We start from the raw sequence: 17,154 nt of genomic DNA on the forward strand, positions 1-17,154 counted from the left end.
GAGCCTCAGGTCCGCATCTTCTCGCCGCTCGGGTCGAATGGCGCCTCGATATTGATGCGGGCAGGGCGCCGGTGGCCGAGAATCTCGATCTCGAACAGGCCGGCACTTTCATCCTCGGCAAGGGCTGCCGGAACATAGCCCTGCGCCATCGATTTCTGGACGTAATGGGCATAACCGCCCGAGGTGACCCAGCCGACCACGCGCCATTCGCCATCGACAATGCCGCGCACGGCAGACGCGCCTTCGGCAGCCTTGGAGCCACGCACTTCCTTGCCGGATGTGTCGAAGCGCGGCGCACCGTAGCCATGCGGTTTTTCCACCGAGCCATAATCCTTGCTGACCTTGGCCCAGATCGGCTCGTCGCCCATCACGTCGGCGTCGGCAGCGTCGACGATGAAGGAGACACGGCGCAGTTTTGGACCTTCGGCTTGTTCCTTGGCAGCAGCTTCGCGGCCGATGAAGTCGTTTTTCTCAAGCTTGATGAAGCGGTCCATCGAGCCTTCGAACGGCCCGTAGATCGGCCTGAGCTCGCGGAACCAGGTCGGGAAGTTCTTTTCGAGGCGCATCGACAGCAGGGCGCGCATGCCGAAATCGACCAGGCCGAATTCTTCGCCGGCGTCCTTGATCGCCTTGTAAACCAGCCGCTGGTAGGCCGGCGCCATCCAGATCTCGTAGCCGAGGTCGCCGGTATAGGTGATGCGGTTGACCAGGCACGGCGCGCCGCCGACCGCCATCTCGCGGAAATCCATGAAGCGGAAAGCCTTGGTCGAGATGTCGACATCGACCAGCTTCTGCAACAGGTCGCGCGATCTTGGTCCGGCGATCGAGAGGCCGACCAGCGTCTGGTCGAAGCGGTGGATGCGCACCGAACCATCCTTGGGCAGGTGCTTTTCGAACCAGCGCATGTGGTATTTCTGCGCGGCGGAAGACCCCCAGATCATGAAGCGGTCCTCGCTGGCCTTGGCAATGGTGAAGTCGCCGATCAGCTTGCCGAATTCGTTAATCATCGGGGTGAGCACGATGCGGCCGGTCTTCGGCATGCGGTTGGTCATGAGCCGGTTGAGGAACTCTTCCGCGCCCGGTCCCGACACTTCGTATTTGGCGAAGTTGGCGATCTCAGTGACGCCGACGCGCTCGCGCGTGGCGCGGACTTCCTCGCCGATCGGCCCGAAATCGTTGGAGCGGTGGAAGGAGACGATGTCCTTCGGTTCCTTGCCTTTCGGCGCGAACCACAGAGGGGTTTCGAGACCCCACGAGTCGCCCATGACGGCATTGTTGGCCAGCATGGTGTCGTAGAGCGGCGTCGTCTGCGCCGGGCGAGCCGCCGGCAGTTCCTCATTGGGGAAGCGGATGGAGAAACGACGTGAATAGTTTTCGCGCACCTTGGCGTTGGTGTAGCGCAGGCCGGCCCATTCGCCGAAGCGGGCGACATCCATGCCCCAGACGTCGAAGCCGGGATCGCCATGCACCATCCAGTTCGATAGTGCGAGGCCGACGCCGCCGCCCTGGCTGAAGCCGGCCATGACGGCGCAGGCGCACCAGAAATTGGTCAGGCCCTGTACAGGGCCGACCAGCGGGTTGCCGTCGAGCGCGAAGGTGAAGGGACCGTTGATGATCTGCTTGATACCGGCTTTTTCGATGCCGGGGAAATGCTTGAAGCCGATTTCCAGCGACGGCGCGATGCGGTCGAGATCAGGCGGCAGCAATTCATGGCCGAAATCCCATGGGGTGTTGACCGGCGACCACGGCTTGCAGGCCTTTTCATAGGTGCCGAGCAGGATGCCGTTGCGCTCCTGGCGGGTGTAGATCTCGCCCTTGAAGTCGAGCACGCCGATCATTTCGCGGCCGGTCGACTTGTTGAACTCCTCGACCTCCGGCATCGGCTCGGTCAAGAGGTACATGTGCTCCATCGCCAGCACCGGCAATTCGACGCCGACCATGCGGCCGATCTCGCGCGCCCACAGGCCGCCGCAATTGACGACATGCTCGGCATGGACCGTGCCCTGTTCGGTGACGACATTCCAGGTGCCGTCAGGCTGCTGCGTCAGGTCGACGACGCGGTTGCGCAGCACGATCTCGGCGCCGAGCTTTTTGGCGGCCTTGGAGTAGGCGATGGTCGTGCCCGAGGGGTCGAGATGGCCTTCGACCGGGTCCCACATGGCGCCGACGAAGTTGGTCTCGTCCATCAGCGGGAACATCGCCTTGGCTTCGGACGGGGTGATCAGCTCGGTGTCCATGCCGAGATAGCGGCCCTTGGCGTGGGCAAGGCGCAGGAAATCCATGCGCTCGGGCGTGTCGGCCATCATGACGCCGCCGGTCAGGTGCAGCGAGCAGGACTGGCCCGAGATCTCCTCGATCTCCTTGTAAAGCTGCACGGTGTAGGCCTGCAGCTTGGCGACGTTGGGGTCGCCATTCAGCGTATGGAAGCCGCCCGCCGCGTGCCAGGACGACCCGGAGGTCAGCTCCGAGCGCTCGATCAGCATGATGTCGGTCCAGCCGGCCTTGGCGAGGTGGTAGAGAACCGAGCAGCCGACGACGCCGCCGCCTATGACAACCGCTTTTACGTGGGATTTCATGAAGATAGGTCCGTTTTTGGAGAAATTGAATCGGATGTGCGCGGCGTGAAAACAAAGCGCAGGTCGGAGACTGCTATGTTTTCGGTCAGCTTGTCGTTAAGCGCGGCGAGGATGGTTTCACAGGCGGAAGTACGATGTTTTACAACGTCATGGCTCCAAAGACGCAGGATTGAATAGCCCTGGGCACGCATAAACTCGTCGCGGCGGCGATCGTATGAACTGTCGGCGTGCTGGTGTCCGTCGATTTCGACGACCAGCCATTTTTCGCGGCAACAAAAGTCTGCGAAGTATGGTCCGATAGAGAATTGTCGAGTGAGCTTGTAGCCGCCAAGTTTGCGGGCTTTTAACTCAAGCCAAAGCAGTGCTTCGGCCTGGTTGTCACCTTGCCTGAGTTTTCTGGCTCGCTGGGTGGTGCCTGTTTTGCGGCGGCTGCGTGTGGCGGGGCGGCCTTCGCCCACTCCGTCGCCGCTTCGCGGCGCCACCTCTCCCCCCTCCGGAGGGAGAGGAAGGGAGCCAGCCTGGCTAAGCGCGCGCCTTTCCTCTCCCCCGTCGATCGGGGGAGAGGTGTCGAGCGAAGCTCGACGGAGTGGGGGTCGACCGTTCATCACCAACATTGATCAAAAATCGGTCGGCGCACCGCCTTCGGCCGTGCGCTTCTGGACGAAAGCGTTGAGCTCCTCGCGGATCGCCGGATCCATGTAGGGCTCGTCATACGATGCCAGCCGCTCCTTCCAGACCTTGTTGGCTTTTTCCAGCGCCGTCGGCGAGCCGGCTTCGGCCCAGGTCTCGTAATTACGCCAGTCGGAAAGGATCGGCGAGTAGAACGCGGTCTTGTAGCGGTCCTGCGTGTGCTGCGTGCCGAAGAAATGGCCGCCCGGGCCGACCGATTGGATGGCGTCGAAGCCGAGCGCTTCCTCGGACAGGTCGAGCGGGGTCAGGAATTCGGCCACCATCTGCAAGAGATCGATGTCGAGGATGGTCTTTTCGTAGGAGCAGCGCAGCCCGCCTTCCAGCCAACCGGCACCGTGCATCATCATGTTGCCACCGCCCTGGATCGCGCCCCACAGCGAAAAGACGCTTTCATAGGCCGCCTGTGCGTCGACGGTGTTGGCGGCGCAGGTGTTAGAGGTGCGGTAAGGGATGTTGTAGCGGCGGGCAAGCTGGCCGCCGACAAGCTGCGCCTTCATGTATTCGGGCGTGCCGAAGGCTGGTGAACCGGACTTCATGTCGACATTGGAGGTAAAGCCGCCATAGCCCACGGGAGCGCCCTTGCGCACCATCTGGGCAAAGGCGATGCCGGAAAGCGCCTCGGCATTCTGCTGCACCAGCGCGCCGGCGATGGTCACCGGCGCCATGGCCCCCGACAGAGTGAAGGGCGTGACGACAACGACCTGGCCCTTGCTCGACATCTGGATGATGCCTTCCATCATCGGCACGTCGAGCTTGAGCGGCGAGTTGGTGTTGATGATGGTGAAGACGGACGGTTCTTCCAGCATCTGCTCGTGGCTGATGCCGCGTGCGATGCGGGTGATCTCGATGCCGTCGACATTGCGCTCCTTGCCGAGCGAATAGATGTGGAACACCTTGTCGGTCAGCATGGCGAGGTCGCGGATGCATTCGAGGTGGCGGACCGAGGGATGGATGTCCGTCGGCTCGACCGGATAGCCGCCCGTGCAGTTCAGGATGTTGTGCATCTGCGCCAGGCGCAGGAAATTGCGGTAGTCGGCCTGGTTGCCTGGCCTGCGGCCGCGATCGATATCCGAGCAGTTGGGTGCCGAAGCCATCATCGACAGGATAACGTTGTTGCCGCCGAACCGCAGATTGTGCGCGGGGTTGCGGGCATGCAGCGTGAATTCCGAGGGGCAATGCGAGACAAGCTCGAGGATCATGTCGCTGTCGAAGCGCACGCGTTCGGAGCCTTCGCGGACGTCGGCGCCATGCGCCTTCATGATACGCCGTGCCTCGTCATGCAGGACGTCGACGCCGATTTCCCTCAGCACGCGTAGCGAGGCAAGGTGGATCGATTCCAGCTCGTCGTCCGACACCAGCTTGGTCGGCGTCAGCGGGTTTCTCAACTGGCGGAAAGCCGGCTGCTCGAAGGCGGCCGAGCCGCCGGCGCGCTTGCCGGCGCGGCCGCCACGGCGGGCACGGTCGGGTGCCTGGGCCGATTCCAAGGATTGTAGGGCGGCGGTCATGATGGTCCTCATGCGGTACGAATAGCGGGCGGCATAATGGACCGGCGGCAGTCTGGTCATTGCGGAGGCGGCGACCACTAGGGCGAGGGAAGCGACATGCCCGAACGGCAGTTGCACGGCGGGCGGCATTCGCCTGATCACCGTCCGTTTGGCGCAAGCGGATTTCCCTTGCCGGCCCTTTCTTTCCCCGGATTGGACCAGTAGCAGTGACCGTTGTCGGCCGGGATATCCGCCGGCACCCCAGATGGATTGATGGCATGGTGGCAACCGGCTCGAGCGAAGGCGAAGCGGGAACGCAGTGGGCGGCGCTCGCCGGCGTCACCGCCGCACTTGCCATGTTCGGCGCCGCGCAAGGGCTGAGTTCGCCGCTGTTCACGCTTCTTATGCAGAAGCAAGGCATGTCGCCGGGATTGATCGGCCTGTCGGCGGCGATGATGCCGCTCGGGCTGATCCTGTCGGCATCATTCGTGCCGGCGGCGGTGCGGCTGGTCGGTGCGCGCAACCTGGCGGTCGGCTGCTCGCTGATCGGAGCGCTGTGCTTCGTGGCGATCGGCTATCTGCAGAACTGGGTGGCCTGGTACATCATCCGCTTCATCATCGGCGTCGTCATCAACCCGCTCTATATCCTTGGCGAGGTTTGGGCGTTATCGCTGGCGCCGCCGTCGCGGCGCGGCCGGGTTATGGGCGTGTTCAACACGCTGATGGGCGCCGGTTATGCCGCCGGACCCTTCACCTTGACCTTTATCGGCACATCGGGATGGGCGCCCTTTGGCGTGGGCATCGGCGGCTTCATGCTTTGCGCGGTCATTCTGCGCCTTGTGTCTTCGAAACTCACCGGGTTCGAGGATGACGGGCAGCCCGCCGGCAGCTTTGTCGGTTTCGCCCGGCTGGCGCCGGCGCTGCTGCTGGCCGTGCTGGTCTCGGCCGCCGTTCAGCAAAGCACCTATGCGCTGGTTCCGGTCTTCGGCGCCGGCTATGGCCTGCCCGAAGCCGTGCTCGCCGCGCTGGTAATGGCGCTGTCCCTGGGCAACATCCTGCTGCAGATCCCGCTCGGCCTGCTCGCTGAACGGTTCGGCGGCCGTCCGATGATCCTTGCCTGCGCGGTAGCGACGGCAATCTGCGCGGCGCTGCTGCCGCTGCTGATCACCACGCCCTTGATTTGGGGTGTGTTGCTGGTGATGGGCGCGGTCGGCTACGGCGTCTATACGATGGCGCTGGTCGAACTCGGCAGCCGCTTCAAGGGGACGCTGCTCGTCACCGGCAACGCGGCCTTCGCCTTGCTGTGGGGCGTCGGCGGCATTGTCGGCCCGCCGGGCGCCGGGCTGCTGATGCAAGGCATCGGTCCGCTGGGACTGCCTGTCGTGATCGCCGGCCTCGATGCCTTGCTGGTGATCTTCGCGCTGTATCGTTCATCGATCCGCCGGAGCGTGCAGGCATGACCTCGATCGACCCGGGCACCCGTGAAACGGGAATGCAGTGGGCCGCGATCACCGGCGTGATCGCGACCGTCTCGGTGTTCGCCATCGCGCAGGGGCTGTCCTATCCGCTGTTGAGCTTCATCCTGCAGCGCCAGGGCGTCTCGCCGGCGATGATCGGCCTGTCGGCGGCGATGACACCGATCGGCTTCATTATCTCGTCGCCGCTGATACCCGGGCTGGCGCGGCGGTTCGGGGCGGGGCGCACGGCGCTTACCTGTGCGGCGCTTTCGGCTGTCGTGCTGGCGCTGATCGGCTGGACGCAGAATGTCTATCTCTGGTTCCCGCTGCGCTTGCTGATCGGCGTGGTGACCAACCCGCTCTATGTTTTGAGCGAAATCTGGGTCATCGCATTGGCGCCGCCGGCCATGCGCGGCCGCATCATGGGGGTCTATTCGACGATCATCTCGGCCGGCTTCGCGACCGGGCCGCTTTGCCTGCTTGCCGTCGGCACACAGGGGTGGCCGCCCTTCCTCGTCGGCATCTGTGCCTTCGTAGTGTGCGGCATCTGCCTGGCGTCGGTGCTGCCGCGCCTGCCGAAGGTGGACGAGGCCGGTCATCAGGTTTCCGTCCTGGGCTTCGTGCCGATGGCGTGGCTGCTTCTGTTCGCGGTCATCGTGGCCGCGGGTTTCGAACAGGGGGCGCTGGCCTTGCTGCCGGTCTATGGCAACCATCACGGCATCGCTGAAGTCCGCATGTCGGCGCTGCTGTCGATGATGATCGCCGGCAATATCGCCATGCAGGTGCCGCTTGGGCTGCTGGCGGAGAGGCTGACCGCGCGCCTCGTTCGGTTTGCCTGTGTTTCCTTGACCGTGCTCGGATGCGCGCTGCTGCCGTTTCTCATCGAAACGCCGCTGGTCTGGCCGATGATCTTCGTCTGGGGCGCGGTCTCCTACGGCATCTACACGATGTCGATCATCGAGCTTGGCGAGCGCTTCACCGGCTCGACCCTGGTCGCCGGCAACGCCGCCTTTTCCCTGATGTGGGGTGTCGGCGGCATAGCCGTGCCGCCGCTGGCCGGCAGCGTCATGGACATACTGGGTGCAGAAGGCCTGCCGATCACGCTTGGCCTGCTGTGCCTCGTCCTGGCGGTCGCGAGTGTTGCTGGTCGACGGAAACCCGAATCCTTGGCCTAGCGCCGCAGCTATTGAATATCGGACACGGCATGTCGATGTAGCATGCCGAAGCATTGCCCATCGGAGATTCCATGACCAAGCCCATCACCAGGCCGGAAGCCGGCACCGCGGACCCCTTCCTCTGGCTGGAGGACAGGACCAGCAAGCAGTCGCTCGACTGGGTACATAGCCAGAACGAGATCACTGTCGGCGAATTGCAGGGCGATCCGTCCTATCAGGCGTCTTTCCAGACGGCGCTCGACCTGATGACGGCCGAGGACAACATCGCCGTCGGTGCCGCAATCGCCGGGCATGTCTACAATTTCTGGCAGGACAAGACCAATGCGCTCGGCCTGTGGCGCCGCACGACGGTCGCCTCCTACAAGACCGAGAAGCCTGTCTGGGAAACGATCATCGACTTCGACCAGCTTGCGGCGAAAGAGGGGATCAAATGGGTGTTCAGCGGCGCCAGCCGGCTTTATCCGGATTTCAGCCGCTGCCTGCTGTCAATGTCGCCGGACGGCGGCGACGCCAGCGAGATGCGCGAGTTCGACATCCAAACCAGATCGTTCATCGAGGGTGGATTTCACGCACCGGCCTCGAAGTCGGGTTTTAGCTGGCTGGACAAGGACACGGTCATCGTCTCGGCGGCGTTCGAGGAGGCCGACAAGACCGAGTCCGGCTATCCACGCGTGATCAAGCTTTGGAAGCGCGGCACGAAGCTCGAAGACGCAACGCCGATCTTCGAGGCAAAGACCGAAGATCTCGCCGCTGGAGCCGGCGTCGAGTTCGACGGCGAGAAGCGGCACGTGTTTCTGGCGCGGGCACTCGATTTCTTCACATCGCACAGCTTCCTGCATCTCCCGTCCGGCGAGAACAGACGCGTTCCGCTGCCCGACGACGCCACCGACACTTCGCTTTTCAAGGACCAGCTGTTGTTCGGGGTGCGCAGCCCATGGACGGCGCCGGACGGCACTGTGTGCCAGCCGGACGGGCTTTACTCGCTCGATTTCGCGCATTGGATCGAAACCGGCAGTTTCGGCGCCATCGAGACCCTGTTGGCGCCAGCCTATCGCGTATCGATCGCCGGCATTGCCCGTACACAGGACCGGCTGTTCATCAGCCTGATGGACAATGTGCGCGGCAAGGTCGTCGTCTGCGAGCGCAGGGATGGTGCATGGTCCAAGAAGCCGGTCGCGCTGCCTGAGAACGGCACCGTCGGCATCAGCCATGCCGAGCATTTCGGCTCAAGCGTTTCGTTCTCCTTCACGGATTTCCTGACGCCGAGCTCGATCATCTGGTCGGATGACGATGGCGAGACGCTGGAGACGGTGAAGTCGCAGCCGGCGCGTTTCGATGCCTCCCCGCTGATCTCGGAGCAGTTCGAGGCGCGCTCGAAGGACGGCACGATGATTCCGTATTTCGTCGTCAGGCGGCGCGACCAGAAGGGGCCGGTGCCGACACTGCTCTATGGCTATGGCGGGTTCGAAGTGCCGCTCTTGCCCGGCTATGCCGGTGTGCGCGGCAGGTTGTGGCTGGAGAAGGGCAATGCCTATGTGCAGGCCTGCATACGCGGCGGCGGCGAGTTCGGCCCCGCCTGGCATCAGGCGGCACTGAAAGGCAATCGCCAGAACGGTTTTGACGATTTCGCCGCGGTGGCCGAGGACGTTGTCAGGCGTGGCATCGCGACAGCTCGATCGCTCGGCATCCAGGGCGGCTCGAATGGCGGCCTGCTGACCGGCGTTTCCTTGACGCAGCATCCGGAACTGTTCGGTGCCGTTATCATCGAGGTGCCGCTGCTCGACATGCTGCGCTATACCGAATTGCCGCCCGGCGCGTCATGGATGGCCGAATATGGCGATCCGTCGAAGCCGGAAGACGTCAAATGGCTGTCCGCCTATTCGCCGTACCAGCACGTCCGGGCCGACGCCGCCTATCCGCCGGTGTTGCTGACCACCTCGACCGCCGACGACCGCGTGCATCCCGGCCATGCCCGCAAGATGGCGGCCCGCTTGCAGGAAACCGGTCATGCCAGGACCCTGTTCTTCGAGGAGACGGAAGGCGGGCATGGCGGGCGCGGCGACCGCCGGCCGCAGGCAGCGCAGACGGCGATGAAATATATCTTCCTGCAACGGGCACTCAGCGCTGGCGCGTAAAACGCGTCGCTACGCGCTTTACGCCTTTGTTTCTTGTCCGTGTCGTTCTGGAACCGGGACCACTTTCAGGCGGGATGCACCAGACGTATTCCGTCATGGCCAAGCAAAGGGTGGTTCACCTCGGCCCGCCTTTGCTCTAAGGTGCGCTCCATGGCTCCTGCTATGACCTTTGTCTGCACGTTCGGGGTCGCGGTGACACCGTCACCGCGCACGCTGCGCGCGGAGCTTTTGCGGCTGTGCGCCCGCATCGGTTATTCGCCGCCTGCCAGCCTCTGATGCATTCGCCCCGGCGCCCGCCGGACTGAATCCAGAAGAGAGATCCAGACATGACCTATCAGAATTATTCGCTGAAGCAGCTTCAGCAGATCGACGCCGCGCATCATCTTCATCCCTTCACCGACCACAAGGAACTGCGCGAGGCGGGTTCGCGCATCATCACCCACGCCAATGGCCCGTTCATCTACGATTCCGAAGGGGCCGAGCTGCTCGACGGCATGGCCGGCCTGTGGTGCGTCAACATCGGTTATGGCCGCGACGAACTGGCCGAGGCCGCCTATGCGCAGATGAAGGAGCTGCCCTACTACAATTCCTTCTTCAAATGCTCGACGCCGACGCCGGTGCTGTTGTCCAAGAAGCTGGCCGAGATCGCGCCACGCAACGTCAACCAGGTATTTTATGGTTCCTCCGGCTCGGAGGCCAACGACACCGCCTTGCGTCTTGTCCGCCACTACTGGGTGATCGAGGGCAAGCCGGAGAAGAACCGCGTCATCTCGCGCAAGATGGCCTATCACGGCTCGACCATCGCCGGCACTTCGCTCGGCGGCATGGACGCCATGCACAAGCAGCTCAACGGCGCCGTGCCCAACATCGTCCATGTGATGATGCCTTATGCCTACGAACTGGCGTTGCCGGGCGAAAGCGATCATGATTTCGGCCTGCGCGCGGCCAAATCGGTCGAGGACGCCATCCTCGAGGCCGGCGCCGACAAGGTCGCGGCCTTCATCGGCGAGCCGGTGATGGGCGCTGGCGGCGTCAAGATCCCGCCGGCGAGCTATTGGCCCGAGGTCCAGCGCATCTGCCGCAAATACGATGTGCTGCTGATGCTGGACGAAGTCATCACCGGCTACGGCCGCACCGGCGAATGGTTCGCGGCGCAGACCTTCGGCATCGAGCCCGACACCATCACCACGGCCAAGGCGCTGACCTCGGGCTATCAGCCGCTCTCGGCACTGCTGGTCGGCGACCGCATCACCTCGTCGCTGGTCGAGAAGGGCGGCGAGTTCAACCATGGGTACACCTATTCCGGGCACCCCGTGGCCTGCGCCGTGGCGTTGAAGAACCTGGAGATCATCGAGCAGGAAGGCCTGGTCGACCGTGTCAGGAACGACACCGGGCCTTATTTCGCCAAGGCCCTGCAGGAGCGGATCGCCGGGCATGACCTTGTCGGCGAGGTGCGCTCGATCGGCCTGATGGGCGCCATCGAGATCGTCAAGGACAAGGCGACCAAGGAACGCTTCCTGCCGTCGGGAAGTGCGGCGGTGACGGTGCGCGACCATGCCATCGCCAACGGCATGATGCTGCGCGCCACCGGCGACACGATGATCCTGTCGCCGCCGCTGATCTGGACCCGCGACACGGTCGACATGGCCTGCGAGCGCATCGGCAAGGCGCTGGATCTTGCGCAAGCGGATTTGCGCAAGCGCTGAGCGCGTACCTTGACCGGGCGTTTCTGCAAGGGAACGCCCGGCGTCGGGAAACATGCCGTGACGGTCGGGAACCAATCTCTCCGCGCTTAGTTTTGTGAGGCGGCAGCGCTCCGGCTGCGACAAGGGGTGTGTTCATGAGAAAGACCGGCCAGAGCCGACGCGTGCGAGAATCGGCCAGCATTGGCGCGGACCTGATGCTGGCGCCCATGGTGGCGATGATGCGCCTGCCCTTGATGGCCAGGGATGCCAGGAGCGGCGAACCGTGGAGCACCGAGACGGCAAGGGCGATCAGCGAGAAGACCGTTGCGATGGCCGAAGGAGCGCTCGCGGCGCAAATGTCATTCCTGCAATCGGCATCGCGTTTCTGGCCCGAGGTACTTTCCGGCCGCACGCCGTCGCTGTTCAACGGCATCGCGGCGGAACGCTCGATCGGCGCCGCGCTGAAGCCGGCCAGCAAAGCCGTGAAGGCGAATTTTCAGCGGCTTTCTTCAAAAGGCTGATTGAGACGTCGGGTCAGGCAAGGCCGCCAAGCCTCTATCCCAGCTGGATGTAAAAAGCCGATTCCGGTTTTTACGACGCCTGCGCTAGAATCCATCGGGTAGTCTTTGCCGACGGGGGACATCATGGCCGTACAACCGCTCAACCAGCCCGCTGAAATTCCGCCTGAACTCGACCGTTGGAACTGGGGCGCGTTTTTCTTCAACTGGATTTGGGGCATCGCCAACAACACGTTCATCGCGCTGCTGATGTTCGTCCCGCTGGTCAACATCGTCATGCTCTTCGTACTGGGCGCCAAGGGCAGCCGTTGGGCGTGGCAGAATGTTTCCTGGCGCGATGCCACGCATTTCCGCAAGGTCCAACGCAACTGGGCGATTGCCGGTTTCGTTGCATTTGGGCTCGGGCTCGCCAGTGCCGCCGCCATGGTCGGCGTTGTCCCTCGCCTCCTGAAAAACAGCGACGCCTACCGCCTAACCATGGATGCTGTCCGCGCCGATGGTCGCGTCAAGGCTGCCCTCGGTGAGAATATTGACGCGAGCTATTGGGTGCTTGGCAGCGTCCAGACCTTTGGTAACGGGTCTGGCGACGCCCAGCTCAGCACGCGCATCCACGGCAGCCATGGATCGGCCTGGCTGATGTCGCATTCCGTGCGCAGCGCGGGAAAATGGAACCTGCGCCTGCTTGTCGTCATGGCGGGAGGCGCACCAATCGTGCTGGTCGATGAGGACCATTTCGCGAGCCCAGATGCGGCAACCAAGATATAGTCGGATGACCCGGCGATAGTTCCAGAAACGCAAAAACCGCGCTCCATCGGGAACGCGGCTTTGCCAGATACGCATGGTGCTTCGCTACGCAAACAATTTGCGAAACTTATGGCACTTGTCGAAACTTACGGGCTCCGGTACGCGAGACCTGATCCGGAGCGCCGGGCGGACGCGATATGTCCGCCTCGCCATCCGTTTTATAGGGACATCGTTACCGCGGAGTTATCGAGAGCTTAAGCAAATCTAAATTTGCGGCTTTTCTGTCGGGCTGTCCCGGAAAAGCTCATCAAATCCGCTGGTTACGTGGGGTTACCACTGAGAAAATTAATTATGCCGGAGAAATCCGCGCCGCCATGCCCCTGGGCATTAAACAGGGCGTAGATTTGTGCGGCCTCGGCGCCAAGTGGGGTCACGGCGCCCGCGCCAAGTGCTGCTTCCTGGGACAATTTCAGGTCTTTCAGCATAAGCGCGGCGGCAAATCCTGGCTTGTAATCTCTGTTGGCGGGGGAGGTGGGCACCGGCCCGGGCACCGGGCAATAGGTGGTCAAGGACCAGCACTGGCCCGACGAAGTAGAGGCGACGTCGAACAGCGCCTGATGCGAGAGGCCGAGTTTCTCCGCCAGCACGAAAGCTTCGGCGACGCCGATCATCGAGATGCCGAGGATCATGTTGTTGCAAATCTTCGCCGCTTGGCCAGCGCCGTCACCACCGCAATGGACGATGCGTCCGGCCATCGACTTCAGGATCGGCTCGGCGCCGGCGAAGGCTTCGTCGGAGCCGCCGGCCATGAAGGTCAAGGTGCCGGCTGTGGCACCGCCGGTGCCGCCCGAGACGGGTGCATCGATCGACTTGAGGCCGTGCTTCGCGGCGACCCCATGCGCCTTGCGTGCCGATTCGACGTCGATGGTCGAGGAATCGATGAACAGAGCCCCATTTTTCGCCTTGGGCGCGATGTCCTCGTAAACAGACAGGACGTGCTTGCCGGCGGGCAGCATGGTGATGACGACATCGGCATCCTTCACCGCCGCCGAGGCGTTGGCCATGATCGTCACGCCATGTTCTTTGGCGACCGTGAGATTCTCCGGCACCAAATCGAATCCATTCACCGAATGCCCCGCCTTGACCAGGTTCGAGGCCATTGGATTGCCCATGTTGCCAAGGCCGATGAAGGCGATCGTCGTCATTGTCTCACTCCCGGAGTTTGCTGGCGTTACCGGCCGATCAATGCCCGCGCGATGATGACGCGCATGATCTCGTTGGTGCCTTCGAGGATCTGGTGGACGCGCAGGTCGCGCACCAGTTTTTCGATGCCGTAATCGTGAAGATAGCCGTAGCCGCCGAGCAATTGCAGCGCATCGTTGGCGACCTTGAAGCCGGTGTCGGTGACGAAGCGCTTGGCCATCGCCGACCATTTGCCGGCATCGGGCGCCTTCCGGTCGAGCTTCGAGGCGGCCGCATAGAGAAAGATCCGCGACGCCTGCAGCTCGGTCTCCATGTCGGCCAGCCTGAACTGCAAGGCCTGGAACTGGTTGATCTTGGAGCCAAAAGCCTTGCGCTCGGCGGTGTAGGACAGTGCCTTGTCGAGCGCCGATTGCGCGCCGCCCAGCGAACAGGCGGCGATGTTCAACCGGCCGCCGTCGAGCCCGGCCATTGCGATGCCGAAGCCGGCGCCTTCACCCGACAAGAGGTTTTCCGCCGGCACCTTGCAATCCTCGAAGATGACCTGGCGGGTCGACTGCATGTGCCAGCCCATCTTGTGTTCGTTGGCGCCGAAGGAGAGGCCGGGCGCATCCTTGGGCACGACGATGGTGGAAATGCCTTTCGGCCCGTCGGCCCCCGTGCGCACCATGACGGCGTAGACATCGCTGTCGCCGGCGCCCGAGATGAACTGCTTGGCGCCGTTGAGCACATAGTCGCCGCCGCTCTTCACCGCGCGCGTCTTGAGCGCCGCGGCATCGGAACCGGAGCCAGGCTCGGTCAGGCAGTAGCTCGCCAGCCATTCCATCGAGGTCAGCTTCGGCAGGAAGCGCTGGCGCTGCTCGTCATTGCCGAAGCGGTCGATCATCGAGGCCACCATGTTGTGGATCGAGATGAACGACGAAAAGCCCGGATCGGCGTGCGACAGCGCCTCGAAGATCAGCACGGCGTCGAGGCGGCCGAGCGCCGAGCCGCCGACATCGTCCCTGACATAGATGCCGCCGAGGCCGAGCGGCCCAGTCTCACGGATCACATCGGCGGGAAAGTACTTCCTGCGGTCCCAGTCGAGCGCACTCGGCGCGATCCTATCGGCGGCGAAGGCCTGCGCCATCTCCTGGATGGCGCGCTGTTCCTCGTTGAGTTCGAACTGGCTGGTGCTCGCATCGACCGCGGCGTCCATGGCGTGCTCCCTTGAATGCTGGCCAGATGGTCCGCTGGCCTGTCGTTTTTGGCTTTGCGCGCGCATCAATCTAGACCAATGATGCCGCCGCGCAACCCGATCCCCCGCGGAGCGGCTGTGCATCAATGCATGCCCGGAGCGAGATGTGACGACAAAATTCGATGAGCTGCTTGGGCAATTCCACGCTTATCTCGCTGGCGTGGACAGCGCCCTGGTGCGCGATGCGATGGCGCGGATCGGCTGGGACATGCCGGGCCGCGTGCTGGAGCCGCATTCACTCGCCTGCCTGCGCCATCTCGATCGGGCGGCGGAGTTGGCGCCGACGGCCGCGAAGGCGTTGGTTCAGAGGCTGGCGCAGCAGCGCAACGCATTGCGTTGGGGGCAGACCTACACCGAGGGGGACTTCGGCAAGGCCTTTATGGAAAACTACGGCTGGGTGGAGGTGTTCGGCACACGCGGCCATTTCGTCAATGACGAGGTTGCCGCCGGCCTGCTGATCCTGGGGCCCGGGATCGTCTATCCGGACCATCATCACATCGCTGAGGAGATTTACATTCCGCTGACCGGCGGTACGGAATGGCGCATGGGCGAGGGCGGTTTTCGCAAGCGGGAGGCCGGCGAGGTCATCCACCATGCCGCCAATGTCAACCATGCCATGCGAACCGGCAACGAACCGCTTCTGGCGCTCTATATCTGGCGCGGCGGGCCGTTGGCGCAGAAATCCACGATCACCGGAACCGCCACGCAGGGCCGCAGCTGATGGCCAAGGCAATCATGCTGCAAGGCACGGGTTCGGATGTCGGCAAGACCGTGCTGGTCGCCGGCCTTTGCCGCGCCGCGAAAAAGCGTGGGCTCAATGTGCGGCCGTTCAAACCGCAGAACATGTCGAACAATGCCGCCGTCGCCGACGTTCCCGGCGACAACAACCATGGCGGTGGCGAGATCGGCCGCGCGCAATGGCTGCAGGCGATCGCTTGCGGCGTGGCACCGTCGGTGCACATGAACCCGGTGCTGCTAAAGCCGCAGACCGATGTCGGCGCGCAGGTCATCGTCCAGGGCAAGGTGTTCGGTGAGGCGCGGGCGCGCGACTACCAGGCGCTCAAGGCCCGACTGATGGACGCTGTGCTGGATTCTTGGGGCAAGGTCGGCGAGGGAGCCGATCTGGTGATCGTCGAGGGCGCCGGCTCGCCGGCCGAGATCAATTTGCGCAGCCGCGACATCGCCAATATGGGCTTTGCGACGCGCGCCAATGTGCCGGTGGTGCTGGTCGGCGACATCGACCGCGGCGGCGTCATCGCTTCGGTTGCCGGCACGCATCTGATTCTGCCGCAAGAGGATCGGCGCATGATCGTCGGCTACCTCATCAACAAGTTCCGCGGCGATGTTTCGCTGTTCGATGACGGTTTGAAGGCAATCGAAGGCTTCACCGGCTGGCGCTGCTTTGGCGTCGTGCCTTGGCTGAAGGCGGCGGCCCGGTTGCCCTCGGAGGATTCGGTGGTGCTGGAACGGCTGGCATCCGGCGAGGCGCGGGCGCTGAAGGTGGCGGTGCCGATGCTCGGCCGGATCGCCAATTTCGACGATCTCGATCCTCTCAAGGCCGAACCGCAGGTCGAAGTGGTGTTCGTTCCCCCGGGCAAGCCGTTGCCCGAGGACGCCGGACTGGTGGTCATTCCCGGCTCCAAGTCGACGATCGGTGATCTCCTCAAATTCCGCGAGAATGGCTGGGACCGTGACCTTCTCGCGCACCGCAAGCGGGGCGGCCACGTCGTCGGCATTTGCGGCGGCTATCAGATGCTCGGACGCACCGTGCGCGATCCCGACGGCATCGAAGGCAGCATCACCGAGGCCGAAGGGCTTGGCCTGCTCGATATCGAAACGGTGATGGAGCCGGAAAAGACGGTGCGCAATGTCAGCGCCCGCTCCGTGCCGTTCGATCTGCCGCTCGAAGGCTACGAGATCCATCTCGGCCGCACCACCGGCCCCGACACCATGCGACCGTCGGCGGTCATCAATGGCGTGGAGGATGGTGCGATCTCGGCCGATGGCAAGGTGATCGGCACCTACATGCATGGCTTGTTCGGTGCCGACGTTTTTCGCGGGAAATTCCTGGAAAGCCTTGGCGTCAAGGGTGGCGGCATCGACTATCGCGCCGAGGTCGAGCGAGCGCTGGACGAGGTCGCGGCGGAGCTGGAAATGCATCTGGACTGTGACGCGATTTTCGGGCTGGCTCGGTGATTGTCGCACCGACCTTCTTTGCCCTGGCGCAGGCGGCATCGACGTCTTCGATGCGAT

General features: G+C 63.5%; 14 protein-coding genes. 9 read left to right on the top strand and 5 right to left on the bottom strand.

Going from position 1 to position 17,154, the window contains the following annotated elements; translation table 11 throughout:
- Window positions 1-5: 5 nt before the first annotated feature.
- The 3 genes from EB233_RS17120 to EB233_RS17130 form a co-directional block, all read right to left on the bottom strand.
- Entirely contained in the window at window positions 6-2,576 is a 2,571-nt protein-coding gene (locus EB233_RS17120) for a GcvT family protein (protein ID WP_064988360.1), read from the bottom strand.
- On the bottom strand, window positions 2,573-3,058 hold the full coding sequence (locus tag EB233_RS17125; RefSeq protein WP_081293984.1) for an endonuclease domain-containing protein: 486 nt from the start codon (window positions 3,056-3,058) through the stop codon (window positions 2,573-2,575). Before EB233_RS17125 ends, EB233_RS17120 begins: the two co-directional genes overlap by 4 nt.
- Before the next feature lie 135 nt (window positions 3,059-3,193).
- Entirely contained in the window at window positions 3,194-4,771 is a 1,578-nt protein-coding gene (locus EB233_RS17130) for a trimethylamine methyltransferase family protein (RefSeq protein ID WP_027051361.1), read from the bottom strand.
- A 257-nt stretch (window positions 4,772-5,028) separates the two neighbouring features.
- Here EB233_RS17130 and EB233_RS17135 point away from each other — a divergent pair, with 257 nt between their 5' ends.
- The 7 genes from EB233_RS17135 to EB233_RS17165 all read left to right on the top strand — a co-directional run bounded on the left by EB233_RS17135 (window position 5,029) and on the right by EB233_RS17165 (window position 12,485).
- The gene (locus EB233_RS17135; RefSeq protein WP_064988361.1) at window positions 5,029-6,210 is read left to right on the top strand and encodes an MFS transporter; all 1,182 of its coding nucleotides are present in this window, start codon (window positions 5,029-5,031) and stop codon (window positions 6,208-6,210) included.
- The gene (locus EB233_RS17140) at window positions 6,207-7,382 is read left to right on the top strand and encodes an MFS transporter (RefSeq protein ID WP_064988362.1); all 1,176 of its coding nucleotides are present in this window, start codon (window positions 6,207-6,209) and stop codon (window positions 7,380-7,382) included. The genes EB233_RS17135 and EB233_RS17140 overlap by 4 nt, the downstream gene beginning before the upstream one ends.
- Window positions 7,383-7,453: 71 nt before the next feature.
- Window positions 7,454-9,517, top strand: coding sequence for a prolyl oligopeptidase family serine peptidase (locus EB233_RS17145; RefSeq protein ID WP_064988363.1), 2,064 nt, complete (start codon window positions 7,454-7,456; stop codon window positions 9,515-9,517).
- 150 nt (window positions 9,518-9,667) lie between these two features.
- Window positions 9,668-9,793, top strand: coding sequence for a capsid protein (locus EB233_RS17150; protein ID WP_081293941.1), 126 nt, complete (start codon window positions 9,668-9,670; stop codon window positions 9,791-9,793).
- Between the two features lie 50 nt (window positions 9,794-9,843).
- Window positions 9,844-11,223 carry an aspartate aminotransferase family protein gene (locus EB233_RS17155; RefSeq protein WP_064988364.1) on the top strand — a complete coding sequence of 460 codons (1,380 nt, stop codon included), beginning with the start codon at window positions 9,844-9,846 and terminating at the stop codon, window positions 11,221-11,223.
- Between the two features lie 134 nt (window positions 11,224-11,357).
- The gene (locus EB233_RS17160; RefSeq protein WP_064988365.1) at window positions 11,358-11,723 is read left to right on the top strand and encodes a hypothetical protein; all 366 of its coding nucleotides are present in this window, start codon (window positions 11,358-11,360) and stop codon (window positions 11,721-11,723) included.
- A 123-nt stretch (window positions 11,724-11,846) separates the two neighbouring features.
- A complete protein-coding gene (locus EB233_RS17165) occupies window positions 11,847-12,485 on the top strand; it encodes a cytochrome c oxidase assembly factor Coa1 family protein (RefSeq protein WP_064988366.1) in 639 nt (212 codons plus the stop codon).
- 299 nt (window positions 12,486-12,784) lie between these two features.
- Here the strand turns inward: EB233_RS17165 and mmsB are convergent, their stop codons facing one another.
- Window positions 12,785-13,669, bottom strand: coding sequence for a 3-hydroxyisobutyrate dehydrogenase (gene mmsB / locus EB233_RS17170; RefSeq protein WP_064988367.1), 885 nt, complete (start codon window positions 13,667-13,669; stop codon window positions 12,785-12,787).
- Window positions 13,670-13,695: 26 nt separating this feature from the next.
- Window positions 13,696-14,862, bottom strand: a complete 1,167-nt coding sequence (locus EB233_RS17175) for an isobutyryl-CoA dehydrogenase (protein WP_064988368.1) — start codon at window positions 14,860-14,862, stop codon at window positions 13,696-13,698.
- Window positions 14,863-15,007: 145 nt separating this feature from the next.
- Between EB233_RS17175 and EB233_RS17180 the strand changes: the two genes are divergently transcribed.
- Together EB233_RS17180 and EB233_RS17185 are read left to right on the top strand one after the other, a co-directional pair.
- Complete coding sequence (locus tag EB233_RS17180; protein WP_064988369.1) at window positions 15,008-15,622, top strand: dimethylsulfonioproprionate lyase family protein; 615 nt, start codon at window positions 15,008-15,010, stop codon at window positions 15,620-15,622.
- A complete protein-coding gene (locus EB233_RS17185; RefSeq protein WP_064988370.1) occupies window positions 15,622-17,097 on the top strand; it encodes a cobyric acid synthase in 1,476 nt (491 codons plus the stop codon). Before EB233_RS17180 ends, EB233_RS17185 begins: the two co-directional genes overlap by 1 nt.
- Window positions 17,098-17,154: the final 57 nt, after the last annotated feature.

The organism is Mesorhizobium erdmanii, assembly GCF_013170725.1.
Lineage (GTDB): Bacteria > Pseudomonadota > Alphaproteobacteria > Rhizobiales > Rhizobiaceae > Mesorhizobium > Mesorhizobium erdmanii.

What these genes read in the sequence shown, in the direction of transcription:
- EB233_RS17120 (WP_064988360.1), bottom strand. Translation starts at nt 2,576, where the DNA reads ATGAAATCCCACGTAAAAGCGGTTGTCATAGGCGGCGGCGTCGTCGGC.
- EB233_RS17130 (WP_027051361.1), bottom strand. Translation starts at nt 4,771, where the DNA reads ATGACCGCCGCCCTACAATCCTTGGAATCGGCCCAGGCACCCGACCGT.
- EB233_RS17135 (WP_064988361.1), top strand. Translation starts at nt 5,029, where the DNA reads ATGGTGGCAACCGGCTCGAGCGAAGGCGAAGCGGGAACGCAGTGGGCG.
- EB233_RS17140 (WP_064988362.1), top strand. Translation starts at nt 6,207, where the DNA reads ATGACCTCGATCGACCCGGGCACCCGTGAAACGGGAATGCAGTGGGCC.
- EB233_RS17145 (WP_064988363.1), top strand. Translation starts at nt 7,454, where the DNA reads ATGACCAAGCCCATCACCAGGCCGGAAGCCGGCACCGCGGACCCCTTC.
- EB233_RS17150 (WP_081293941.1), top strand. Translation starts at nt 9,668, where the DNA reads ATGGCTCCTGCTATGACCTTTGTCTGCACGTTCGGGGTCGCGGTGACA.
- EB233_RS17155 (WP_064988364.1), top strand. Translation starts at nt 9,844, where the DNA reads ATGACCTATCAGAATTATTCGCTGAAGCAGCTTCAGCAGATCGACGCC.
- EB233_RS17160 (WP_064988365.1), top strand. Translation starts at nt 11,358, where the DNA reads ATGAGAAAGACCGGCCAGAGCCGACGCGTGCGAGAATCGGCCAGCATT.
- EB233_RS17165 (WP_064988366.1), top strand. Translation starts at nt 11,847, where the DNA reads ATGGCCGTACAACCGCTCAACCAGCCCGCTGAAATTCCGCCTGAACTC.
- mmsB (WP_064988367.1), bottom strand. Translation starts at nt 13,669, where the DNA reads ATGACGACGATCGCCTTCATCGGCCTTGGCAACATGGGCAATCCAATG.
- EB233_RS17175 (WP_064988368.1), bottom strand. Translation starts at nt 14,862, where the DNA reads ATGGACGCCGCGGTCGATGCGAGCACCAGCCAGTTCGAACTCAACGAG.
- EB233_RS17185 (WP_064988370.1), top strand. Translation starts at nt 15,622, where the DNA reads ATGGCCAAGGCAATCATGCTGCAAGGCACGGGTTCGGATGTCGGCAAG.